The following is a 21,873-nucleotide window of genomic DNA, read 5'->3' as shown; positions in this document are numbered from 1 at the left end:
TAACAACTCGGTTGGACCATAGCCGAAAATCCAGTCCAAAGTCGTAAATTTGCACTTTCTTAAACCGTTCAATCCATACTCTGTATGATTCACTTTTTCGGGGACAAGGCTACTAAGGTTTTTGCCGTCCAGACCACTCAGGAGATTGCTCAAAAAGACATTGAAAAACTAACTTGGTTGTTTGGCAACCAACCCAAGATACAAGCGGCGTCCCTGGACGCCTTTTTTGTTGGGCCCCGTGCTGCCATGGTGACCCCATGGAGTACCAATGCCACAGAAATTACCCAAAACATGGGCATCAAAGGAATTCTAAGAATTGAAGAGTTCCGTTCAATCACGGTAGACTTTACGGATTACGACCCTATGTTGTTTCAAAAATACAAAGGGTTGGGTCAAGATATTTACACCATTGCCGTTGTTCCGGAACCTATTTTGGAAATTGATGACATTGCCACTTACAACCAAAAAGAAGGATTGGCCCTTAGCGATGAAGAAGTGGCCTACTTGGAAGACCTTTCCAAAAAATTGAACCGTAAATTGACCGACTCCGAGGTTTTTGGATTCAGCCAAGTAAACTCCGAGCACTGCAGACATAAAATATTCAACGGTACTTTTGTTATTGACGGTAATGAAATGCCCTCCTCTCTTTTCAAACTCATTAAAAAAACATCTGAGGCCAATCCCAACAATATCGTTTCGGCCTACAAGGACAACGTAGCGTTCATTGAGGGGCCCAAAGCCATTCAATTTGCGCCAAAAAGCGCCGACAAGCCTGATTACTATGAAGAAAAGGAATTTGATTCGGTACTATCCCTAAAAGCGGAAACCCACAACTTCCCGACCACTGTTGAGCCTTTCAATGGGGCTGCCACAGGTTCTGGAGGGGAAATCCGGGACCGTTTGGCAGGAGGTAAAGGATCGTTGCCTTTGGCAGGAACCGCCGTATACATGACCTCCTATTCCCGTTTGGAAGAAAATCGTCCATGGGAAAAGGGAATGGCTGAACGTGACTGGCTGTACCAAACCCCAATGGACATTTTGATCAAGGCTTCCAACGGGGCTTCTGATTTTGGCAATAAATTTGGTCAACCCTTGATCGCAGGTTCCGTACTCACATTTGAACATGCCGAGGAAGCCCGAAAATTGGGCTTTGATAAGGTCATTATGCTCGCCGGAGGTATTGGCTATGGAAAAAAGGACCAAGCCTTGAAAGACACTCCGAAAAAGGGAGACAGAATAGTCGTTCTAGGTGGTGACAATTATCGTATTGGAATGGGTGGCGCTGCAGTTTCCAGTGCCGATACAGGTGAATTCAGTTCTGCCATAGAATTGAACGCCGTGCAACGTTCCAACCCAGAAATGCAAAAAAGGGCTTCCAATGCTGTCCGTGGACTCTTGGAAAGTCATGACAATCCTATAGTTTCCATCCATGACCACGGAGCTGGTGGACACCTCAACTGTTTGTCGGAACTTGTGGAAGATACGGGAGGCACCATTAATACGGACAAACTCCCCATTGGAGACCCTACCCTATCCAAAAAAGAACTTATCGGGAACGAATCCCAAGAACGTATGGGATTGGTCATTGGTGAAAAGGATTTGGGATTGCTGGATCGCGTAGCCGCCCGTGAACGTGCCCCAATGTACAATGTAGGCGAAGTTACCGGTGACCATCGATTTACATTTGAGTCAGAAAAAACAGGTGAGAAGCCCATGGATTTGGAACTTTCGGACATGTTCGGAAGCTCTCCCAAAACCATTATGGAAGACACTACTTCCCATCAAAAATATCCTGCCCTGTCCTATTCCTTGGAACATTTCCATGACTATTTGGAGCAGGTACTGCAACTGGAAGCCGTAGCTTGCAAGGATTGGCTCACCAATAAGGTGGACCGTTGTGTGGGTGGCCATGTGGCCAAACAACAATGTGCTGGACCTCTTCAACTACCCTTGAACAACTGCGGCGTAATGTCGCTCGATTTTAAGACCATGGAAGGTATTGCCACCAGCATTGGACACTCCCCTGTTTCTGCCTTAATCGATGCAAAAGCCGGTAGTAGGAACAGTGTGGCAGAAGCTTTGACCAATATTGTTTGGGCGCCTTTGAAAGATGGCTTGAAATCAGTATCCCTCTCCGCCAACTGGATGTGGCCTTGCCGAAATGAAGGCGAAGATGCCCGTTTGTACGAGGCAGTGGAGGCCCTCTCCGATTTCAGTATTGCATTGGGTATCAATGTGCCTACGGGGAAAGATTCCCTCTCCATGAAGCAAAAATATAAGGATAGTGAGGTTTTGTCCCCCGGAACCGTGATTGTTTCCGCAGCGGCCAATTGTAACGATATTACCAAAGTAGTGGAGCCTGTCCTACAAAAAGATGGTGGGGACCTCTATTACATCAATATTTCCAAGGATGGGCATAAACTGGGAGGTTCTTCCTTTGCCCAAATCTTGAATGGCATTGGTGATGAAACCCCATCGGTTTTGGATGCTGACTATGTAAAGACTGTTTTCAATACTTTGCAAGAACTCATCAAAAAAGATCAGATTTTGGCCGGGCATGATGTGGCTTCAGGTGGTTTGATCACCACCCTTTTGGAGCTCTGCTTTGCCGATAATGACCTTGGGGCCAACTTGGACCTGTCCGGTCTTGGGGAAACGGATATCATCAAGCTTTTGTTCAGTGAAAATGCTGGCGTAGTGTTCCAAGCCAAGGACAACTCCGTGGAACGTACACTCCAAGAAGCAGGCATCGATTTTGCAAAAATTGGAACCCCCACTTCAGAAAGCACCCTGAAAATCAAAAACAATGGGGTGGAAATTGGATTGAACATTGCTTCGCTTCGCGATACTTGGTTCAAGACTTCCTATTTATTGGACAACAGGCAAACGGCCAAAGGCTTGGCCAAAAATCGATACGAGAATTACAAAAACCAGCCTTTACAATACATTTTTCCTGAAAGTTTTGATGGGAAACTGTCATCTCGAGCGCAGTCGAGAGATAACAGCCGACCCAAAGCGGCCATTCTGCGTGAAAAAGGAAGCAACTCCGAACGCGAAATGGCCAATGCTATGTACTTGGCCGGGTTTGATGTAAAGGATGTGCACATGACAGACCTCATCTCGGGTAGGGAGACGTTGGAGGACATTCAATTTTTGGGTGCCGTGGGCGGTTTTTCTAATTCCGATGTTCTGGGCAGTGCCAAAGGATGGGCCGGTGCCATCAAATACAACGAAAAGGCTAACAAAGTGATCAATGATTTCTTTACCCGTCCTGATACGCTTTCGGTTGGTATCTGTAACGGGTGCCAGTTGTTCATGGAATTGGACCTCATCAACCCCGAGCACGAAACCCATGGCAAAATGACCTATAATGAGTCTGGGAAACACGAGAGCAATTTCACATCGGTTAAAATCCAAGAGAACAACTCGGTAATGCTATCCAACTTGGCCGGAACCACATTGGGGGTATGGATTTCACATGGCGAGGGGAAATTTAGTCTTCCGCACGAAGAAGGAGATTATGATATCGTGGCCAAATACGGCTACGAAGGTTATCCTGCCAATCCCAACGGAAGCGATTATAACACCGCTATGCTCTGTGACAAAACCGGAAGGCATTTGGTGACCATGCCGCATATTGAACGGTCTACCTTCCCTTGGAACTGGGCCTACTATCCTAAAGATAGAAATGATGTGGTATCACCATGGCTCCAAGCCTTTGTAAATGCCAGAGAGTGGGTCGAAAAAATAAACAATGTGGATTAGAAAGGCCTTAAAATCTGATGTTCCTACCATTGTAGGCATGCTTGCCAATGACAAGTTAGGACAGCTTCGGGAAGATTATAGGGACCCTTTGCCCAATATTTATTTTGATGCGTTTGAAAGGATTGATCGCGATCCAAATCAAGAATTGGTGGTCATCGAGAATGATCAAAAACAAATTTTGGGTACCCTCCAACTTAGTTTCATCCAATATTTAACCTACCAAGGGGGAATCCGGGCCCAGATAGAAGCTGTTCGGGTAAATAGTGAGCATCGAGGAAAAGGAATTGGCAAAAAGTTGTTTCAATGGGCCATTGCACGATCTAAAGAAAGAAAAGCCCATGTAGTACAGTTAACTACGGATAAGAAACGCCCTGATGCGTTAAAATTTTATCAATCCTTGGGTTTTGTCGATTCTCACGAAGGCATGAAACTACACCTACTGTGAAATTGATAAATAATTATCAGGTTTTTTAAATAACCAATTTTAAAATACCACTTCCTTTCCCTATTTTGCAATTACCTAATAGAAACTTAGTATGCAAAACGTTACCCGATTGTTTGATTTCCCCTATTACCAGTTGAACAAACTTCCGCTGGAAAAGTCATTGGTCACCAAATACAATGGCAAATGGGTAGCAACCTCAACCCAAGAATATGTGGAAAAGGCCAATGCCATTAGTAGGGGCCTGTTGCGCATGGGGGTACAACCCAATGACAAAATTGCCATAATTTCCATGACCAACAGAACAGAGTGGAACATTATGGACATTGGGGTACTTCAGATTGGTGCGCAGACCGTCCCCATTTATCCCACCATATCCGAAGAAGATTACGAATACGTACTGAACCATTCCGAAGCAAAGTATTGCTTTGTTTCATGTGATGAGGTACTCCAAAAAATACTGTCTATCAGCGATAAACTAAAAAAGTTGAATGATGTGTATTCCTTTGACCAATTGACCAACTGTAAAAATTGGGGGGAAGTCTTGGAAAAAGGAGCTGATGATTCCAATCAAAATGAAGTGGAAAAATTAAAAGATCAGGTAAAACCGGAGGATTTGGCCACTTTAATCTATACTTCGGGTACAACGGGAAGACCTAAAGGAGTTATGCTCTCCCATGATAATATTGTGTCCAACGTAATTTCAAGCGAAACAAGGGTTCCTTTTGAAACCGGCGGCAGTGCCCTGAGTTTTTTGCCTGTCTGTCACATTTTTGAACGGATGATTTTATACCTCTACCAATATTGTGGAATTGAAATCCATTTTGCCGAAGGGTTGGACAAAATCAGCGATAACGTCAAGGAGGTAAAACCCAATGTAATGACAGTGGTACCTCGATTGTTGGAAAAGGTTTATGATGCCATTATTGCCAAAGGGACCTTATTGACCGGAGTGAAGAAAAAACTGTTTTTCTGGGCCGTGGAACTTGGACTAAAATACGAACCCTACGGTAAAAATGGGTGGTGGTACGAGAAACAATTGGGTCTTGCCCGAAAACTTATTTTCAGCAAATGGCAAGAAGGTCTAGGCGGGAATCTTTCGGTCATGGTATCGGGAAGTGCCGCTTTACAACCCCGTTTGGCTCGCATATTTGCTGCCGCAGGCATGCCGGTCATGGAGGGTTATGGTCTTACCGAAACCTCTCCGGTGATTGCGGTAAACGATCAACGGAACAAAGGATGGAAAATAGGTACGGTTGGCCGAATCATAGATGGGGTTGAAGTAAAGATTGCCGAGGATGGTGAAATTCTCTGCAAAGGCCCCAATGTAATGATGGGCTACTATAAGGACCCAGAAAAAACGGCAGAAGTAATGACCAATGGCTATTTTCATACAGGAGATATTGGCGAAGTGGATTCCGATGGCTTTTTACGCATCACCGACCGTAAAAAAGAAATCTTTAAAACCTCTGGCGGAAAATATGTAGCGCCCCAATTGTTGGAAAATCGCTTTAAACAATCCCGTTTTATAGAGCAAATTATGGTGGTAGGTGAAGGTGAAAAAATGCCCGCAGCCCTGATACAACCCAATTTTGAATTTCTGCACGAATGGGCCAAACGCCATAAGGTAACAGTAGGGGAAAACTCGGATATTGTCCTTAATGACAAGGTCATTGCCCGTATCCAAGAAGAAGTGGACCTAGCCAACGAAGATTTTGCCAAGTGGGAAAAGGTAAAACAGTTTCGTCTGACCCCAGATGTATGGAGCGTGGACAACGGTCACCTGACCCCTACCATGAAACTGCGTAGAAAAATTGTAAAGGAGAAGTACCTAGATCTCTATGATGACATTTATGGACATTGATCTTTCAATGACCGTTTAAGATGAATAATTATCCATATCCATTGTCTCTGGTCATTTCCAGCCTAGGCAAAAGATTTAATTTGGAGAGAACAATCATCAGAGCATAATCAATGAACAAATGTCATTCCCAAGTAAGATAGAAGTCCTTGATTACATTTGAAAGTTAAGCTCAAGCCTATTTGACCAGTTACAAAATCCCTTTTTGTTTCTTACCTGGTCAAGAAATCATTATACAGAAAAATTGTTTCTGAGTTAACTTAAATTTATTATGCATGCATAATAAATTTGTTTATATTTGAGGAAACCAAACTACGTATGAAGGACTTGACCATTGATTATGCATTGCGGGCAACATGGCAGGCGGTCAGTAAAATGTACAATGAGGAGGCCAAAAACTATGGGCTTACCATGGCAATTGGTTTTACACTCTTGAGCATTGACCCAAAAAAAGGGACGCCAAGTACAGCCTTGGGTCCAAAAATGGGCATGGAGGCAACAAGCTTATCCAGAATTTTAAAGAATATAGAGGGAAGAGGTTACATTCAACGTAAACCCAACCCCAATGATGGTAGAGGGGTATTGATACACCTAACAGCACTTGGCTTGGAAAAACGGGAAGAATCAAAAAGTGTAGTTCTTCGGTTCAACGAAGTGGTAAAGGAACACGTGGAAGAAGAAGATTTACAAAGTTTCTTTAAAATAGTGGAGGTCATCAACAAACTTATTTCCGATAAAAAAGTATACATAAAAACAACTAATTAAAACAAACATTCATAAATGAAAAGGCATATCAATAAAGTTGCCGTCATCGGCTCCGGCATTATGGGAAGTGGCATTGCCTGTCATTTTGCCAATATTGGGGTCGAGGTTTTGTTACTGGATATTGTCCCACGGGAACTCAACGAAAAAGAAAAGGCCAAAGGCTTGACACTGGAGGACAAAATGGTTAGGAACCGCTTGGTGAACGATTCCCTCACTTCAGCCTTAAAATCCAAACCGTCCCCGATCTATCACCAAAAATTTGCCGATAGGATCACAACAGGAAATTTGGAAGACGATATTGCCAAAGTGGCCCAAGTGGATTGGATCATTGAAGTAGTGGTTGAACGTTTGGACATTAAAAAACAGGTATTTGAGAATCTGGACAAGTACCGCACCGCTGGTACCTTGATCACTTCAAATACCTCTGGTATTCCCATCAAGTTTATGAGTGAGGGACGCAGTGAAGATTTCCAAAAGAATTTCTGTGGCACCCACTTCTTTAATCCTGCCAGATATTTAAAACTCTTTGAAATCATTCCAGGTCCAAAGACCTCCCAAGAAGTCCTGGATTTCTTGAACGGCTATGGCGAACAATACTTGGGCAAGACTTCCGTAGTGGCCAAGGACACACCCGCCTTTATCGGGAACCGAATCGGGATTTTCAGCATTCAGAGCCTTTTTCATGCGGTGAAGGAGTTGGGCATGACCGTGGAAGAAGTAGATAAATTGACAGGACCGGTCATTGGTAGGCCCAAATCCGCCACTTTCCGCACCGTGGATGTGGTAGGACTGGACACCTTGGTGCATGTCGCCAACGGTATATATGAAAATTGTAAGGAGGATGAACGCCATGAGCTCTTCAAACTTCCTGATTTCATCAACACCATGATGGAAAATAAATGGTTGGGGAGCAAATCTGGGCAGGGATTCTATAAAAAGGTAAAAGGTGACGATGGTAAGAGCGAAATCCTAACTTTGGATTTGGACACTATGGACTATCGCGCCAAAAAAAGTGCAAAATTCGCCACTTTGGAACTCACCAAGACCATTGACAAGGTCATTGAGCGTTTTTCCATATTGATCGATGGTAAGGACAAGGCAGGGGAATTCTACCGAAAAAGCTTCGGGGCCCTATTTGCCTATGTGACCCATCGCATTCCTGAGATTTCGGACGAACTCTATAAAATTGATGATGCCATGAAGGCTGGATTTGGCTGGGAACACGGACCATTCCAGATTTGGGATGCCGTGGGATTGGACAAAGGTCTGGAATTCATCAAGGCCGAAGGTCTGGAAGCCGCCTCTTGGGTTGCCGAAATGAAAGCGGCAGGCATCGATTCGTTCTATACCGTAAAAGATGGGGCCACCTATTTCTATGACATCCCCAAAAAGACCATGGAAAAGGTCCCAGGTCAGGATGCCTTCATCATTTTGGACAACATCCGAAAATCCAACGAAGTGTTCAAGAACAGTGGCGTGGTCATTGAGGATTTGGGCGATGGTATTCTCAACTGCGAGTTCCAGTCCAAAATGAACACCATTGGTGGCGATGTGTTGGCCGGATTGAACAAAGCCGTTGACTTGGCCGAAAAAGACTTTCAAGGATTGGTCATTGGTAACCAAGCAGCCAATTTCTCCGTTGGGGCCAACATCGGCATGATTTTCATGATGGCCGTGGAACAAGAGTATGATGAGCTCAATATGGCCATCAAATACTTTCAGGATACCATGATGCGGATGAGATACTCCTCCATACCCACTATCTCAGCGCCACATGGCATGTGTTTGGGAGGTGGCTGTGAGCTATCCATGCATGCCGATAAAGTAGTGGCAGCCGCAGAGACCTATATCGGTTTGGTGGAATTTGGCGTTGGGGTCATCCCAGGTGGGGGCGGTTCCAAGGAAATGGCACTTCGTGCTTCGGATACTTTTAGGAAAAATGATGTGGAATTGAATGTGCTTCAGGAATATTTCCTAACCATAGGAATGGCCAAAGTGTCCACTTCGGCTTATGAAGCCTACGATTTGGGTATCCTACAAAAGGGTAAGGATGTAGTGGTGGTAAACAAAGACCGACAAATTGCCACGGCCAAGGCCCATGCTAAAATAATGGCAGAAGCAGGCTATACCAAACCCGTTAAACGCAAGGACGTAAAAGTGCTTGGAAAACAAGCGTTGGGCATGTTCTTGGTGGGCACAGATTCTATGGAAGCCGGACATTACATTTCGGAACACGACAAGAAAATAGCCGATAAACTGGCCTACGTCATGGCCGGTGGAGATCTCTCCGAAGCCAGCTATGTCACCGAGCAGTACCTATTGGATTTGGAACGCGAAGCCTTCCTTTCACTATGTACAGAACGGAAAACCTTGGAGCGTATACAGCACATGTTGAAAACTGGTAAACCTCTTAGAAATTAGGAACAAGAATCAAGACATTGGAACCAAGACAGCCGTCTTTTCTCTTGGTTCTTGAATCTAAAAAATCTAAAAAAATGAAAACAGCATATATCGTAAAAGCATATCGTACCGCAGTGGGCAAAGCACCACGGGGACTGTTCCGTTTTAAAAGACCCGATGAACTGGCCGCTGAGACCATCGAACACATGATGAAAGAACTGCCGCAATTGGACAAAAAACGCATAGACGATGTCATTGTGGGCAACGCCATGCCGGAAGCAGAGCAAGGGTTGAACATGGCCCGACTCATCTCTTTAATGGGATTGGACATTGACGATGTTCCAGGAGTGACCGTCAATAGATACTGTGCCTCTGGACTTGAAACCATTGGCATTGCCACCGCAAAAATCCAATCCGGAATGGCAGATTGCATCATTGCGGGAGGCGCAGAGAGTATGAGCTATATCCCCATGGGAGGCTACAAGCCCACCCCGGATTATGCCACAGCCAAGGAAGGACATGAAGACTATTATTGGGGCATGGGATTGACCGCTGAGGCCGTTGCCAAACAATTCAATGTGTCTCGTGAAGATCAGGATGTATTTGCCTATAATTCGCACATGAAGGCCCTAAAAGCCCAAGAAGAAAATCGGTTCCAAGACCAGATTGTACCCATTGAAGTGGAACATACCTTTATCAATGGAGCAGGCAAAAAAGAAACTACCAGTTACACCGTGAGCAAAGATGAAGGCCCTCGAAAAGGCACCAATATCCCTACCCTGAACAAGTTAAGACCCGTTTTCGCTGCAGGCGGAAGTGTTACCGCAGGAAACTCTTCCCAAATGAGCGACGGCGCAGCCTTTGTCATGGTGATGAGCGAGGAAATGGTAAAAGAATTGAATCTGGAGCCCATTGCCCGATTGGTGAACTATGCCGCTGCCGGGGTAGAACCCAGAATTATGGGAATTGGCCCGGTAAAGGCCATTCCAAAAGCCTTGAAACAGGCCGGAATGAAGCAAAGCGACATCGAATTGATCGAATTGAATGAAGCCTTTGCCTCACAATCCTTGGCCGTTATCCGCGAACTGGGCCTAAACCCTGAAATTGTAAATGTGAATGGCGGTGCCATTGCCTTGGGACATCCACTGGGATGCACAGGGGCAAAATTATCCGTGCAACTCTTTGATGAAATGCGGAAACGCAATATGAAAGGCAAGTACGGCATGGTGACCATGTGTGTGGGAACAGGACAAGGTGCTGCGGGTATATTTGAATTTTTAGCTTAGGAACCAAGACGGATAGAGGCAAGATTCAAGACTATGGGAAGACATAATTTTAAAAAACTTAAAATTTGGCAGGAAGGGATGATTTTGGTTGATGAAACTTATCAAATGATAAAAGAATTTCCGGCTATGGAAAAATTCAATCTTGTATCCCAAATGACCCGTTGTGCAGTATCCATTCCATCTAATATTGCCGAAGGTACAAGCAAATCAACAAATAAGCATTTTAATAATTATATAGAAGTAAGTCTTGGTTCTAGTTTTGAGTGGGAAACCCAATTAATTATTGCCTTGAACCAAAAGTACATTTCCATAGAGAAATTTGAATTTTTAGAACATAAAATCCAACAATTACAAAAAATGATATCAAGCTTTCAAGATGGATTGAAATAAGTCCTGATTCTTGTCTCTTGAATCTAAAATCTTATAAAGATGAGCACAGAAACAACAAATAAAGACATTTTAAGAGGAGGTCAGTTTCTGGTAAAGGAAACTCCATGCGAGGATGTTTTCACCCTTGAAGACCTTACCGAAGAACAAAAAATGATGCGCGATAGCACCAAGGAATTCGTAGACCGGGAACTTTGGGCGCATTGGGAACGTTTTGAGAAAAAAGACTACGCCTATACCGAAGAGTGTATGCGAAAGGCCGGTGAACTAGGCCTATTGAGCGTTGCCGTTCCTGAAGCCTACGGCGGAATGGGAATGGGCTTTGTCTCCACCATGCTGGTCTGCGACTACATTTCAGGGGCTACAGGCTCCTTTAGTACGGCCTTTGGGGCACATACCGGAATCGGGACCATGCCTATTACCCTGTACGGTACCGAGGAACAAAAACAAAAATACGTCCCCAAGCTTGCCTCTGGCGAGTGGTTTGGCGCCTATTGTCTCACCGAACCCGGGGCTGGCTCCGATGCCAATTCCGGGAAAACCAAGGCTGTTTTATCCGATGATGGCAAACATTACAGCATTACAGGTCAAAAAATGTGGATTTCCAATGCGGGTTTCTGCGACCTGTTCATCGTTTTTGCCCGTATCGAGGATGACAAGAACATTACCGGTTTCATTGTTGAGAACAATCCGGAGAACGGCATTACATTGGGCGATGAGGAAAAGAAACTGGGCATCCACTCCTCCTCTACCCGACAAGTGTTCTTCAACGAGACCAAGGTACCTGTTGAAAATATGCTTTCCGAAAGGGGCAACGGATTCAAGATCGCCATGAATGCCCTGAACATTGGCCGGATTAAACTGGCCGCCGCCTGTTTGGAAGCCCAAAGACGGGTGCTCAATGAAGCGACCAAATATGCCAATGAGCGTATTCAGTTTAAAACTCCCATTATGAACTTTGGGGCCATCAAGGCCAAAATAGCCGATATGGCCACCAATGCCTATGTGGATGAATCGGCCTCTTATCGAGCTGCCAAGAATATCGAGGACCGGATTGCCATTCGGGAGTCCGAAGGCAACTCGCACCAAGAAGCAGAACTCAAAGGTGTTGAGGAATATGCCATTGAATGTTCCATTTTAAAAGTGGCCGTATCCGAGCATGTGCAACACACCACGGACGAGGGCATCCAAATTTTTGGGGGAATGGGCTTTAGTGCCGATACCCCAATGGAATCTGCCTGGCGCGATGCCCGTATTTCACGGATTTATGAGGGAACCAACGAAATCAACCGGATGTTGGCTGTGGGCATGTTGGTAAAAAAAGCCATGAAAGGTCATGTGGACCTCTTAGGTCCTGCGACTGCCGTTGGTGAGGAATTGATGGGCATTCCATCTTTTGACACCCCTGACTTTTCCGAACTGTTCTCCGAAGAAAAGGATTTGGTGGCCCGTTTGAAAAAGGTCTTCCTTATGATTGCCGGTAGCGCCGTTCAAAAATTTGGTCCGGATTTGGAACAGCACCAGATGTTGTTGCAATCCGCTGCGGATATTTTGATTCAGGTGTATTTGGCCGAGTCCACCATCCTTCGTACCGAGAAAAATGCAAAACGTTTTGGTGAAGAAGCCCAAGCCACGCAAATTGCCATGTCCAAACTCTATTTGTACAGAGCGGTGGATATCGTCATCCAAAAAGGAAAAGAAGCCATAGTTTCTTTTGCCGAGGGAGATGAACAGCGTATGATGCTGATGGGACTGAAGCGTTTCACAAAATATACTAACCAGCCCAATGTTGTGGCACTTCGCACGCAAATTGCGGATAAAGTGGCCGCAGATAACGGGTACACCTTTGATTGATGCAATTGTTTTTTGAAACAAAACAACTGAAGAACCGCCCTTAAAGGGCGGTTTTTTTATATCCTATTTTGCAAGGTTACATAGACAGCATACCTTTATCCTATGGAAAGGAACACTATGGAATCCCTTTATGATCAAAGTCAATTTAGGGAAATGGGTCACCGATTGATAGATCTTTTGGCCGACCATATCGACAACACCACTTCAGGGAAAAATCCAAAGACCATTGATTGGGCCGAACCCAGTGTTGAATTGGAATCCTGGAAGGATTTTTTCAACAACGGAAATGCAGACGATTTTTTTGAAAAGGTCATACACAGAACCACCCATACCCATCATCCTAAATACATTGGGCACCAAGTGGGAGTTCCTGCCCCAATTACCGCCTTGACCGGCTTGCTGGCCTCTTTGTTGAACAACGGAATGGCTGTTTACGAAATGGGAATGTCCCCTACGGCCATGGAACGCATCGTTACAGATCATATTTGCAAAAAAGTGGGCTACGGGGAAGCGTCCAGAGGGCTGTTGACATCAGGTGGTACACTAGCCAATCTCACCGCATTGCTATCGGCACGGAAAGCCAAGGCAAAGCACAACGTTTGGACGGAAGGCAGCTCCCAACAACTAGGCATCATGGTGAGCGAAGAAGCCCATTATTGTGTGGACCGTGCGGCACGTATCATGGGGTTGGGCGACCAGGGAATCATTAAAGTTCCGGTTACAAAGGATTTTACCATGGACACTTCCCAACTGGAAAATTACCACGCCAAAGCCTTGGAAAATGGAGTTCACGTTTTTGCGATTGTGGGCAGCGCCCCATCCACCGCGACCGGCATTTATGACGATTTGGAGGCCATTGCCCGGTTCGCAAAAGAAAAAGGATTGTGGTTCCATGTGGATGGTGCCCATGGAGGTGCTGCCATTTTCTCTAAAAAATACAAACATCTGCTCGCAGGGATTGAAAAATCGGATTCCGTGGTCATAGATGGACACAAAATGCTGATGATGCCTACCCTTACCACGGCACTTCTATACCGGGAAGGTATTCATTCGCATACCACCTTTGTCCAAAAAGCGGACTACTTATTGACCCATACGGATGAGGAAGATTGGTATAATGGAGGGAAAAGAACTTTTGAGTGCACCAAATCCATGATGGGCCTACATTGGTACATTTTACTAAAACTATACGGGGACGACATTTTTGACCAGAATGTGACCAAACTGTATGATTTAGGAAAAGAATTTGCCCAATTGATACATAGTGATTCTAATTTCGAGTTGGCCATTGAACCCATGTCCAACATCCTCTGTTTCCGGTATGTGGCACCTCAACTGAGTTTGGAACAGCTTAACAGCTTGAACCAATCCATTCGTCAGCAATTATTGGAGGATGGGGAATTTTATATGGTCCAGACCCAACTAAGGGGCGTGCATTACCTAAGGACCAGTTTAATGAACCCCTTTACCACCATGGAACATTTGGGGTGGCTATTGGAAAAAATCAAAACCCTAGCCGAAAAATTGATGGCTCCGGAACCTACCCTATAGATTCCAATATTTTTTCCTCGCTCTGCTTTCTTGAAAAGTTGATGGCACATTCGATCAAAGCCAAATGGGAATACGCCTGTGGGAAATTACCCAATAAGCGCTTGGTCTTAAAATCAATATCCTCGCTAAAGAGTCCCAAATGATTGCTATGGCCCAACAAACGTTCAAAAAGTTCCAAAGCCTTCTCTTCCTCCCCTATTTTAAAGAGGCTGTTGATGAACCAAAAGGTACAAATGGTAAAGGACGATGAGGGTTCGCCAAAATCGTCCTCATTCTTATAACGATACAATAATCCATCATTGCTCAATCCCTCCTCAATGGCCTGCACCGTGTTCACATATTTGGGGTCTCGGGCATTGATAAAACCATAGGGTTCCATCAACAATACCGAAGCGTCCAAGTGGCGGGAACCATACGATTGCACAAAGGCATTGATATCACTGTTCCATGCATTTTCATGGATATCTCTTTTAATTTCTTGCTCAAGTGCTGTCCATTTTTCAATCTTATGGGTCTTTCCAAAGATCTTGGCCACTTTAATGGCCCGGTCCAAAGCCACCCAGCACAGTACCTTGGAGAAGGTAAAATGTCTGTCTTCTCCTCGGAATTCCCAAATACCCTTGTCCGGTTCCCTCCAGTGTTTGCTTACAATCCAGACAATTCCTTTGGTGATGCTCCACAGCTCTTCCACATTTTCAATGTCATTGCTGAATTTCACCAACTGCTCATAGATGACATCCATAAGGATACCGTAAATATCGTTTTGCTTTTGCTTATAGGCGGCATTGCCAATACGAACAGGTTTCGAGCCCTTGTATCCATCCAAATGGTCCAAGGTTTGCTCCGTGAGTTTCTTTTCTTGATTGATACCGTACATAATCTGGAGTTTTTCATCCTTGTCCGGCATAAGGTCAATGATAAACTGCAGGTATCTTTTGGCGGAATTCTTATGCCCCAGTTCGGAAACCACCTTGATTACCATGGAGGCATCCCTGATCCAACAGAATCGGTAGTCCCAATTACGGACCTCACCAATGGTTTCGGGTAAAGAGGTCGTGGCGGCGGCCAAAACCGCCCCCGTTTTATCGTATGTAAGCATCTTCAAGGTAATTGCACTCCGTACGATTTCCTTGTTGAACTTTTTATAGGTAGGGGTCTTATCCACCCAATCCAACCAATACACTTTGGTACGCTCCAATTCCAAGGCCATTTTTTCCGTAGTGGGCTTAAGAATTTTCTCGTTGTAGCAAATCATAAAATAACCATCCTCTTTTAAGGAAATCTCCCCTCCTTCCAAAACCCCTTTTTTGTTGAAAGAGGTATAAAGGAACAGGGTATCATACTTTAACTTATGGGTGAGACTCGCTACAAAATCCTTTTTCACATGATGCTCGGTCTGCCCCAACCCGTATTCCAGTTTGGGATCGTACTTCACCGTAAAGCTTGGTTTTCCCGAAACATACTTTACATACCGAATGATCTCAGGAGGGGCATTGTACTTTCCATTGTTGTGTTTATGGTGCCTTGGCATAAAATCATGCACCTCAAAGACATCTTCCCCTCGGGAAAAACGTGTGATCAATATGGCTGTGCTATCATAGTATTGTTGATGAGTTTCATACGCATCATCCACAAGAAACTCAAAGCTTCCTCCTTTTTGCTCATCCAACAACTTTGCAAAGACCGAAGTGGAATCAAATTGGGGCAGACAACACCAATCCAGCGAGCCCGTTTTTGAGATTAAGGCAGCACTTCTACAATTTCCAATAATTCCATAATCCAGGTTATCCATAGGCTAATTATCCTCAAAAGGTTTAGAATGAATTGCTTTTACAGTCGAATTTCCCGAAATTTAAAGAAACTTAAAAGTAAAACCTGTCAAAAAATACCCTTTTATGGCCAAAACTATCATAATCTCAAATCGACTGCCCGTTCAATTGCAAATCAACAATGGAAGTATCAATGCCATCCCCAGTGTAGGAGGATTGGCCACTGGAATGAAGTCGGTGCACAGTGGCAGTGAAAGCCTTTGGATAGGTTGGTCTGGCCTCACGGATGAGGATACGCCCCCTGAACTTGAAGATGCCATTGACAAGGCCTTGAAAGAAAATGGCTGTGCCAAGGTAAAACTGAATGCCCAAGAAGTGGACGGTTTTTACTTTGGTTTCAGCAATAGGACCGTATGGCCCCTTTTCCATTATTTTTTGAAATATTCCGAGTTTGAACTGGATTTTTGGAACACCTACAAGGCCGTGAACCAGAAATTCGCTGACGCCATCATTGAAAAATCGGATGAGGATGACACCATTTGGGTACATGACTATCAGTTAATGCTGGTTCCGCAAATGGTCAGGGAAAAACGCCCTAATACCTCCATTGGATTCTTTTTGCACATTCCGTTTCCTTCCTACGAAATCTTTAGAACCCTCCCTTGGCGTGAAGAAATATTGGAAGGCTTGTTGGGGTCCGATCTTATTGGGTTCCACACCTACGACTATGAAAGGCATTTTTTGAGTTCTGTGCGAAGACTTCTGGGATTGGAGGTAAGCTTCAATGAGATTTATTTGGATAACCGCGTCATCAAAGTGGATTCTTTCCCTATGGGAATCGACTATAAGAAGTTTAGAGATGCCGCTTTGGTACAAGTTGAAAGAAAGCAAGACAATAGAAGTGATCTTCAAAAACGCTTGGATGACCATAAGGCCTCAGCTCCTGATACCAAATTGATTCTCTCCATTGACCGTTTGGATTACAGTAAAGGTATTGCCAAGCGCATCAATGCCTTCGAATATTTTCTCAACAAATATCCAGAGTACAAGGAAAAGGTACGGTTGATCATCCTTGCGGTGCCCTCTCGCTCCAATGTACCCCAATACCAATTGCTGAAAAAAGAAATCGATGAGTTGGTGGGACGCATCAATGGCGAACTTTCCACTGTAAATTGGACGCCCATCTGGTATTTTTATCGTTCCCTTCCCTTTGAAAACCTCATCGACCTGTATACTTCCAGTGATATTGCATGGCTTACCCCGCTTCGAGATGGGATGAACCTTGTGGCAAAGGAATACATAGCCACCCGAACGGACAAGTCAGGGGTGCTTATTTTGAGTGAAATGGCCGGATCTGCCTATGAGATGAACGAAGCCCTTTTGATCAACCCCAATAATTTCGAGCAGCAGGCAGATACCTTGCGCCAGGCCATTACCATGCCTTTGGAAGAGCAACAATCCCGAAATACCTTCCTTCAAAAACGGTTGGAACGTTACAATGTGGAAGTGTGGGCCAACGAATTCATGAGTGCCCTCAACCAAAAGAAAACACTGGGGCATGCCTATATCTCCCAAAAGATCACAAACGACTGCCTCAATACCATCTCCAAGGAGTACGCAGACTCTTCAAAACGGCTGTTGTTCTTGGATTATGATGGTACTTTGGCCGGGTTTCACAAAAACCCTCAAAAGGCATTGCCCGATGAGGAGCTTTACGACTTGCTGGATCAATTACATGAACAGGACAACACTACCCTATTTTTGATCAGTGGCAGGGACAAACAGACTTTTGGCAGGTGGTTCCTTCCCAAAAAGTACAATATGATCGTGGAGCATGGGGTTTGGATTTCCAAAGATGGTGAAGACTTTAAACTCTTGGAAAATGTAAAGAGCGATTGGATGGAAAAAATTAAACCGGTACTGGAATCTTTTGTGGATCGGACCCCTGGCTCTTTTATTGAAGAGAAAAACTACTCCATGGCGTGGCATTACCGAAACACCGACCCTGATTTTGGTGAAAAAAGGGCCACGGAACTCAATACGGTCTTGACCAGTCTTATCGGGAATGACGATATTAGCGTTCTCAACGGAAACAAAGTGATGGAAGTCAAAAGTAGTAATGTGAACAAGGGCAGGGCCGCCGTGCGCATGCTGGGAGAGGATGACTATGATTTCGTATTTGCCATTGGAGACGATTGGACTGATGAATTTATGTTCCAAGAACTCCCCAACTCGGCCATAACTGTTAAAGTGGGACTAAAAAAGACCCAGGCCAAATACCACGTTGAAAACACTAAACGGGTTCGGGAACTTTTAAAACGGTTTGCAAAACCATGATGAAACACTTCTACCTTTTAGTATGCTTGCTGATGACTTTCAACAGTTACAGTCAAGCAAATACTGAGGTCTACCTTTTTGACCTTGACATGAGCAACGGAAATGCTCCTTTATCCAATCCCAAGAATATATCCAACAATCATGGATATGACAACCAGCCCTCTTTTTGGGACGATGATACGGTATTGCTTTCTTCGACAAGGGCCGACCAAACCGATATCCTGCGATTCAACATCAATCAAGGAAGCACCTCTTCTTGGATTACCAATACACCCACGGGAAGCGAATACTCCCCACTGAGAATTCCAGGGGAAAACGCCATCTCTGCCATTAGGTTGGATTTGGATGGATTGCAGAGATTGTATGAATACGATATAAAAACCGGGGAATCCGAAGCTATTTCCGACTTAAAGATAGGTTATCATGTGTGGTACAATGACCATGTTTTGGTCTGCACAGTATTGGTGGCAGACCGGATGGATTTGGTGGTGATCGACCTCGATAATGGCTCCCAACATACCGTATACAAAAATGTGGGGCGCTCCCTCCATAAAATTCCGGGGACAGATTTGGTCAGTTTCATTAGCAAGGGCTCCTCAAAAAACGAACTTTGGCAAATCAAATCTCTTAACGTAACCAATCATGTAACAGATACTGTTTTAACGTTAATCGACCCCGTTGAAGATATGGTTTGGCTTCCCAATGGCGCACTTCTTATTCCCAATGACAACCGAATTTCCCTCTACAATCCAAAAGTGGGAGATACTTGGAAAGATTTCCAGGTTTTTGACAAAGACCAAGTCTTTAAAATATCCCGAATGGCCGTAAATCCAAGTGGAACGCGATTGGCCTTGGTCACAGAGATTTCACCCAAAGAAATCGTACAAAGGCAAGTGGATACCTTCAATAAACGGGATTTGGATGGGTTTGTCTCTTGCTATGCAGAAAATGTCCTGGCACAACGTTTTCCCAACGACACCATGTATGTGGGAAAGGCCAAAATGTTCTCCAATTATGAACGGTTCTACGCCAATACCAAAAATGCAAAGGTTGAGGTGGTTAAACGAATAACCCTAGGAAATAAAGTAATCGATGAGGAAATCACCATGGTTGATGGTCGACAGGGGCATCAAGTGGCTCTGTATACCGTTGAAGGTGGGCTCATCACCTCCATGACCTTTATTTTTCCCAATCAACAGACCGCAGATGCCGAATCCGTTGTGCAAGAGCAATTGGACGCTTATAATGCCCGCGACATTGATGCTTTTATGGATACCTATTCCGATACTATTGCCCTCTATAATTTTCCCAACCAAGTTACCCTCAAAGGCAAAAAGGATATGAGGACCAGATATGACTCCTTCTTTAAAAACACCTCCAACCTTCATTGTAAGATCAAGAATCGTATAGTTATCGGGAACAAGGTAATCGATGAAGAATATGTAACGGTAAATGATTCTGTGATAACCGCCGTGGCCATCTATGAAGTAGAAAATGGAAAAATCGTAAAAGTCACTTTTTTACAATGAGTCTTTTTGCTACTTTCATAGACTCACATTTTAAAATTTAAACCGTATCGCCATGAAAATCAACTACATTGCCTGCATCATGTTAGTACTCACCTTTAGTACTGTCCAAGCCCAGGATAATTACGAAAAATTGACCATTTCCATTGGTGTTGTCGTCTCGGACCTTGAAACCTCCCTCGATTTTTACACCAATATCATGGGTATGGAAGAAACCGGCGAACTGGATTTAGATGGTTCTTTCGGGAAAGTCTCGGGATTGACAGGGGGAAAGCCTTTGTTGGTAAAAATCTTAAAGCTCAAGAACAGTCCAGATGCGACAGAATTAAAATTAGTATCGTTCGGAAATGAAAAAACGGACATGGACAACCATATTCAAGATCAAAATGGCATGCAATACACCACTTTTTTCATAAACTCCACAGAAAACATCATAAAACGCATTCGCGAAAACAACATTAAGTTTCTGGGGGACACTCCCATACAACTACCCGATGGAAGAAATTTTATCCTGATTCAAGACCCTGACGGTGTTTTTATCGAAATCATTGGTCATTGAACCCTTTTTACAACAAATCAAGAATGAAACAGAAGACACTACTGCTTATTGCACTACTTTGCTTATTTATAGGCACAGCTCAAAACGACACCCGACTTTACGATATCATTAATACAGTTTCGGCTGAGCGCATTGAAAAAGATGTTACCACCTTGGTCAATTTTGGTACAAGACACACCTTGAGCGACACCACCTCGCAAACTAGGGGAATAGGTGCTGCGAGAAGGTGGATCAAATCAGAGTTTGAAAAAATATCTTCCGATTGTAATGGTTGTTTGGAAGTCTTCTACCAAAAAGATTTGGTCAAAAAAGGGGAAGGAGCCAGAATTGTAAAAGATGTTTGGGTGGTGAACGTCGTGGCCATTAAACGGGGCACCAAACACCCCAACCGATTTATCCTCATGAGCGGCGATATCGATTCCAGGGTGAGCGACCCGAATAACTTTACTTCGGATTCACCGGGGGCCAATGACAATGCCAGTGGTATGGCCGGAACCATTGAAGCTGCAAGGGTACTTTCCAAATATTCGTTTGATAGTAGTATCATCTTCGTTGGGCTTTCTGGCGAAGAGCAAGGACTCTATGGCGGTAAAGGTTTGGCTGCATATGCAAAGCAAAATAACTGGGACATTGTTGGCATTTTCAACAACGACATGATCGGTAACATCACCGGAGTGGATGGTGTGGTCAGCAATCGGGATTTTCGTATTTTCTCGGAACCTGTTCCCCCAACCGAAACCGAGGAAGAAAGACGGGCCAGACGCTTTTACGGCGGCGAAGTGGACGGTATTTCGCGGCAATTGGCCCGATATGTCTACAAAACCACCAAGACCTATATGCCGGAAATGAATCCTATGCTCGTTTACCGCTTGGACCGTTTTGGTCGTGGCGGGCATCATAGACCCTTTAATGATGCTGGTTTTGCCGGAATCCGCATCATGGAGGCCCATGAAAACTATACCCAACAACATCAGGATATCCGTATGGAAGATGGTATCGCCTACGGTGATGTCCTTGAACACGTAAATTTTGAATACGCCAAAAAACTGACCGCCGTAAATGCCATCAATCTGGCATCAATAGCCTGGGCACCCCCAGCGCCAAAAACCGTTGAAATTGGAGGTGTGGTAGAACCTGCCGCAAAATTAAAATGGTCCAAGGTAGACGGCGCCATGGGGTACAAGATTTACTGGAGGGATACCACTTCCCCCACTTGGGACAATTACAGGTACGTTGGCAACATTGATTCCTACACGCTAAACGGCATAGTAATTGACAATTTTTTCTTTGGAGTGGCAGCCATTGGCAAAGATGGACATGAAAGCCCGGTTGTGTTTCCAAACAAAGTTTTTAGATAAAAAGTAAGTCTAG

At 44.4% G+C, this 21,873-nt stretch carries 14 protein-coding genes; 13 read left to right on the top strand and 1 reads right to left on the bottom strand.

Features of this window, described 5'->3' with window-relative positions; genetic code table 11:
* Positions 1 to 84: 84 nt before the first annotated feature.
* The 9 genes from purL (at position 85) to ACP14V_RS06350 (ending at position 14,311) form a co-directional block, all read left to right on the top strand.
* The gene (purL, locus tag ACP14V_RS06390; protein WP_272609823.1) at positions 85 to 3,765 is read left to right on the top strand and encodes a phosphoribosylformylglycinamidine synthase; all 3,681 of its coding nucleotides are present in this window, start codon (positions 85 to 87) and stop codon (positions 3,763 to 3,765) included.
* On the top strand, positions 3,755 to 4,210 hold the full coding sequence (locus ACP14V_RS06385) for a GNAT family N-acetyltransferase (RefSeq protein WP_272609822.1): 456 nt from the start codon (positions 3,755 to 3,757) through the stop codon (positions 4,208 to 4,210). Before purL ends, ACP14V_RS06385 begins: the two co-directional genes overlap by 11 nt.
* Positions 4,211 to 4,301: 91 nt before the next feature.
* Positions 4,302 to 6,071, top strand: a complete 1,770-nt coding sequence (locus tag ACP14V_RS06380) for an AMP-dependent synthetase/ligase (RefSeq protein ID WP_272609821.1) — start codon at positions 4,302 to 4,304, stop codon at positions 6,069 to 6,071.
* Between the two features lie 315 nt (positions 6,072 to 6,386).
* On the top strand, positions 6,387 to 6,833 hold the full coding sequence (locus ACP14V_RS06375) for a MarR family winged helix-turn-helix transcriptional regulator (protein WP_424987972.1): 447 nt from the start codon (positions 6,387 to 6,389) through the stop codon (positions 6,831 to 6,833).
* 15 nt (positions 6,834 to 6,848) lie between these two features.
* Positions 6,849 to 9,254, top strand: a complete 2,406-nt coding sequence (locus ACP14V_RS06370; RefSeq protein ID WP_272609820.1) for a 3-hydroxyacyl-CoA dehydrogenase/enoyl-CoA hydratase family protein — start codon at positions 6,849 to 6,851, stop codon at positions 9,252 to 9,254.
* Positions 9,255 to 9,328: 74 nt separating this feature from the next.
* Positions 9,329 to 10,519, top strand: coding sequence for an acetyl-CoA C-acyltransferase (locus ACP14V_RS06365; protein ID WP_272609819.1), 1,191 nt, complete (start codon positions 9,329 to 9,331; stop codon positions 10,517 to 10,519).
* 33 nt (positions 10,520 to 10,552) lie between these two features.
* Positions 10,553 to 10,909, top strand: coding sequence for a four helix bundle protein (locus tag ACP14V_RS06360; RefSeq protein ID WP_272609818.1), 357 nt, complete (start codon positions 10,553 to 10,555; stop codon positions 10,907 to 10,909).
* 39 nt (positions 10,910 to 10,948) lie between these two features.
* The gene (locus ACP14V_RS06355; RefSeq protein WP_272609817.1) at positions 10,949 to 12,760 is read left to right on the top strand and encodes an acyl-CoA dehydrogenase family protein; all 1,812 of its coding nucleotides are present in this window, start codon (positions 10,949 to 10,951) and stop codon (positions 12,758 to 12,760) included.
* Positions 12,761 to 12,862: 102 nt separating this feature from the next.
* Entirely contained in the window at positions 12,863 to 14,311 is a 1,449-nt protein-coding gene (locus tag ACP14V_RS06350) for a pyridoxal phosphate-dependent decarboxylase family protein (protein ID WP_272609816.1), read from the top strand.
* Here ACP14V_RS06350 and ACP14V_RS06345 read toward each other — a convergent pair.
* Positions 14,301 to 16,103 carry a glycoside hydrolase family 15 protein gene (locus ACP14V_RS06345; RefSeq protein WP_272609815.1) on the bottom strand — a complete coding sequence of 601 codons (1,803 nt, stop codon included), beginning with the start codon at positions 16,101 to 16,103 and terminating at the stop codon, positions 14,301 to 14,303. The genes ACP14V_RS06350 and ACP14V_RS06345 overlap by 11 nt on opposite strands.
* 103 nt (positions 16,104 to 16,206) lie before the next feature.
* Here ACP14V_RS06345 and ACP14V_RS06340 point away from each other — a divergent pair, with 103 nt between their 5' ends.
* Genes ACP14V_RS06340 through ACP14V_RS06325 form a run of 4 tightly spaced genes read left to right on the top strand, consistent with a single transcriptional unit; the run spans position 16,207 to position 21,860 of the window.
* On the top strand, positions 16,207 to 18,417 hold the full coding sequence (locus tag ACP14V_RS06340; RefSeq protein ID WP_272609814.1) for a bifunctional alpha,alpha-trehalose-phosphate synthase (UDP-forming)/trehalose-phosphatase: 2,211 nt from the start codon (positions 16,207 to 16,209) through the stop codon (positions 18,415 to 18,417).
* Positions 18,414 to 19,946: a nuclear transport factor 2 family protein gene (locus ACP14V_RS06335; protein ID WP_272609813.1), complete on the top strand. Its 1,533-nt coding sequence runs from the start codon at positions 18,414 to 18,416 to the stop codon at positions 19,944 to 19,946. Before ACP14V_RS06340 ends, ACP14V_RS06335 begins: the two co-directional genes overlap by 4 nt.
* Before the next feature lie 52 nt (positions 19,947 to 19,998).
* Positions 19,999 to 20,502, top strand: coding sequence for a VOC family protein (locus ACP14V_RS06330; protein WP_136566127.1), 504 nt, complete (start codon positions 19,999 to 20,001; stop codon positions 20,500 to 20,502).
* A 23-nt stretch (positions 20,503 to 20,525) separates the two neighbouring features.
* A complete protein-coding gene (locus ACP14V_RS06325) occupies positions 20,526 to 21,860 on the top strand; it encodes a M28 family peptidase (protein WP_272609812.1) in 1,335 nt (444 codons plus the stop codon).
* The last annotated feature ends 13 nt before the right edge of the window (positions 21,861 to 21,873 follow it).

It is taken from the genome of Flagellimonas alvinocaridis (assembly GCF_965248585.1).
Taxonomy (GTDB): Bacteria; Bacteroidota; Bacteroidia; order Flavobacteriales; family Flavobacteriaceae; genus Flagellimonas; species Flagellimonas alvinocaridis.
Note: the sequence above shows the minus strand (reverse complement) of the source record. Positions and strands in the feature narration are given on the sequence as shown.

Coding starts and splice junctions, on each gene's coding strand:
- ACP14V_RS06335 (WP_272609813.1), top strand. CDS start 18,414: ATGATGAAACACTTCTACCTTTTAGTATGCTTGCTGATGACTTTCAAC.
- ACP14V_RS06340 (WP_272609814.1), top strand. CDS start 16,207: ATGGCCAAAACTATCATAATCTCAAATCGACTGCCCGTTCAATTGCAA.
- ACP14V_RS06325 (WP_272609812.1), top strand. CDS start 20,526: ATGAAACAGAAGACACTACTGCTTATTGCACTACTTTGCTTATTTATA.
- ACP14V_RS06350 (WP_272609816.1), top strand. CDS start 12,863: ATGGAAAGGAACACTATGGAATCCCTTTATGATCAAAGTCAATTTAGG.
- ACP14V_RS06355 (WP_272609817.1), top strand. CDS start 10,949: ATGAGCACAGAAACAACAAATAAAGACATTTTAAGAGGAGGTCAGTTT.
- ACP14V_RS06365 (WP_272609819.1), top strand. CDS start 9,329: ATGAAAACAGCATATATCGTAAAAGCATATCGTACCGCAGTGGGCAAA.
- ACP14V_RS06370 (WP_272609820.1), top strand. CDS start 6,849: ATGAAAAGGCATATCAATAAAGTTGCCGTCATCGGCTCCGGCATTATG.
- ACP14V_RS06375 (WP_424987972.1), top strand. CDS start 6,387: ATGAAGGACTTGACCATTGATTATGCATTGCGGGCAACATGGCAGGCG.
- ACP14V_RS06385 (WP_272609822.1), top strand. CDS start 3,755: ATGTGGATTAGAAAGGCCTTAAAATCTGATGTTCCTACCATTGTAGGC.
- ACP14V_RS06330 (WP_136566127.1), top strand. CDS start 19,999: ATGAAAATCAACTACATTGCCTGCATCATGTTAGTACTCACCTTTAGT.
- ACP14V_RS06345 (WP_272609815.1), bottom strand. CDS start 16,103: ATGGATAACCTGGATTATGGAATTATTGGAAATTGTAGAAGTGCTGCC.
- ACP14V_RS06380 (WP_272609821.1), top strand. CDS start 4,302: ATGCAAAACGTTACCCGATTGTTTGATTTCCCCTATTACCAGTTGAAC.
- ACP14V_RS06360 (WP_272609818.1), top strand. CDS start 10,553: ATGGGAAGACATAATTTTAAAAAACTTAAAATTTGGCAGGAAGGGATG.
- purL (WP_272609823.1), top strand. CDS start 85: ATGATTCACTTTTTCGGGGACAAGGCTACTAAGGTTTTTGCCGTCCAG.